The organism is Microcystis sp. T1-4 (assembly GCF_000297435.1).
Lineage (GTDB): Bacteria > Cyanobacteriota > Cyanobacteriia > Cyanobacteriales > Microcystaceae > Microcystis.
Map to the genome: position 1 here is coordinate 1 of NZ_CAIP01000354.1, position 1,734 is coordinate 1,734.

Here is a 1,734-nt window from a genome sequence, read left to right on the forward strand (position 1 = left end):
CCCCCACTCCCCCACTCCCCCATCCCCCCACCTCCCCACTTCATAATTCATAATTCATAATTTATAATTATCATTTCCCTCTATGAAATCAGAACCTTTTTTTGTGGATTCATCTGGCAGGGTTAGCGGCTTTGCCAATCTTTTTACAAATCGCTTGGATTGGTTTAGCTGTGGGTGATCCCTTGCCTTTTCTTTGGCTAGAATGGCTATTTCTGGGAGCGATCGCCATCGTCCCCGTCTTTTGGATGCAGTGGACAAAACCTTTTGATATATTTAGTCTTTTGTTGGTTGCCCTAAAACCTAGTCAACTCACCCCCGAACAGTTAAAAATTCTCTCTCTTTTTAAACGTCCTCGCCATCGTCTTCTGACTCTTTTGGGAGTCGTCCTCCTAATTCTCATCGCTTGGCCTATCTATAATTTTGCCCCTCTAGCGGCTGCCGTGGCCGCCTATCTCCCCCAATGGCGGCTTTTAGGTTTAGTCATCGCTGCGATCGCTCTCCTCTTAAGTCACCTATTTTTACAGGTTCCTCTGAGTGTTCTAGGGGTTTTAGCCACGAAGGAAAGTGACTGGACAGCCACCGAAGCTTTAGTTATTGAGCGTATTCCTGAGTTATTTACCATTTTTGGTCTAAAAGTCAATAAAATTATCTAAATTAGCCAAAATGCCGACAATTTCGCCTAGGAATGCAGGATAGATCGCCCGTTTAAGGGTTGAATATTCCTCGCATTACGGGGCAAAATTGCGGCCAATTGTTGCAGTTGTTGGGGAGAAATTTTGATCGCATTTTGCCAGACTAACCAGAGAACATCCTCGCTACAGGGGGGAGTGGACAAAGACCCCCGATATTCATAAAAATCCCTATTTTCTGGCAGCAAAAGCCTGGCATTGACCCAAGTATCGGGGATAATCATTTCAGGAGAAGGTTCTTGGGGCAAATAAGCCCAAATGGTTTGTAAATAGGGATTATGTGCGCCAATTTCGGCTAAGATGCCCACAACTGCTAAATTTCCCCTCCCATTTCGATGCACTAGATGAATTTCTAGAGGGAAAGACTGACCTTTAATCTGATGTTCGCTGGGGTGATGAAAATGGAACTGCAACAAATCCCAGTCTTCGCCGTGAAAACTCATATTTCCACATTTTTCGGTCTTAACTAAGATTGTACGACCGTTATGGCGAATTTTTAGGGGTACAGGACGATAATTAAAGGTGGGGTGGTATAGCTCTTTTTCAGTCACTATACTCAGATCGATCGGTGTTTGTTGCTTTCCCGTGGTGCAGAGGCGATAATTCCTTGATAATTCGCCCCAATGGTCAATATTTTGATAATTCCAAGCAAATTCTGGATTAATAGCCCCAAAAAGAGCCTGAGAGCCAATAAATTGCAGTAATTCTCGTCTATACATGGGATTAAATCCAGAAATCATCGGATAATTAGCAATTTTATCGGGGATTTATGCCCAATTCCCCCAGTTTAGCCGTTAATTTTGCGGCTTTCTGCCTGTTGTGCCGCTTCTAGAGGAGCGGGAACTAATTCCCCTTCGGGGGTACAATAGCGTAGGATAAGGATTTGGTGGTAGTGGCGTAGCCCTCTTGCTTATCTGGTATGAACTGTGTAAAATATTCATTAATAAAAATCATCGGATCACATCGGTCTTTAAACCTCTAGCTTGATGATGAGTTTTCCGATCAATATCTTTTTGTGGTTCGTGTCTGGCTTACTCAAATATCA

At 43.4% G+C, this 1,734-nt stretch carries 1 protein-coding gene and 1 pseudogene; one reads left to right on the plus strand and one right to left on the minus strand.

Annotation, left to right across the window (positions count from 1 at the left end; translation table 11 throughout):
- Positions 1–82 precede the first annotated feature (82 nt).
- Positions 83–653: pseudogene (locus MICAI_RS17215) on the plus strand (low-complexity tail membrane protein).
- A 26-nt stretch (positions 654–679) separates the two neighbouring features.
- Here the strand turns inward: MICAI_RS17215 and MICAI_RS17220 are convergent.
- The gene (locus MICAI_RS17220) at positions 680–1,408 is read right to left on the minus strand and encodes a carbonic anhydrase (protein ID WP_008205144.1); all 729 of its coding nucleotides are present in this window, start codon (positions 1,406–1,408) and stop codon (positions 680–682) included.
- Positions 1,409–1,734: the final 326 nt, after the last annotated feature.

Bases quoted from the DNA above. Each gene is read 5' to 3' on its own strand.
- MICAI_RS17220 (WP_008205144.1), bottom strand. From the start codon at position 1,408: ATGTATAGACGAGAATTACTGCAATTTATTGGCTCTCAGGCTCTTTTT.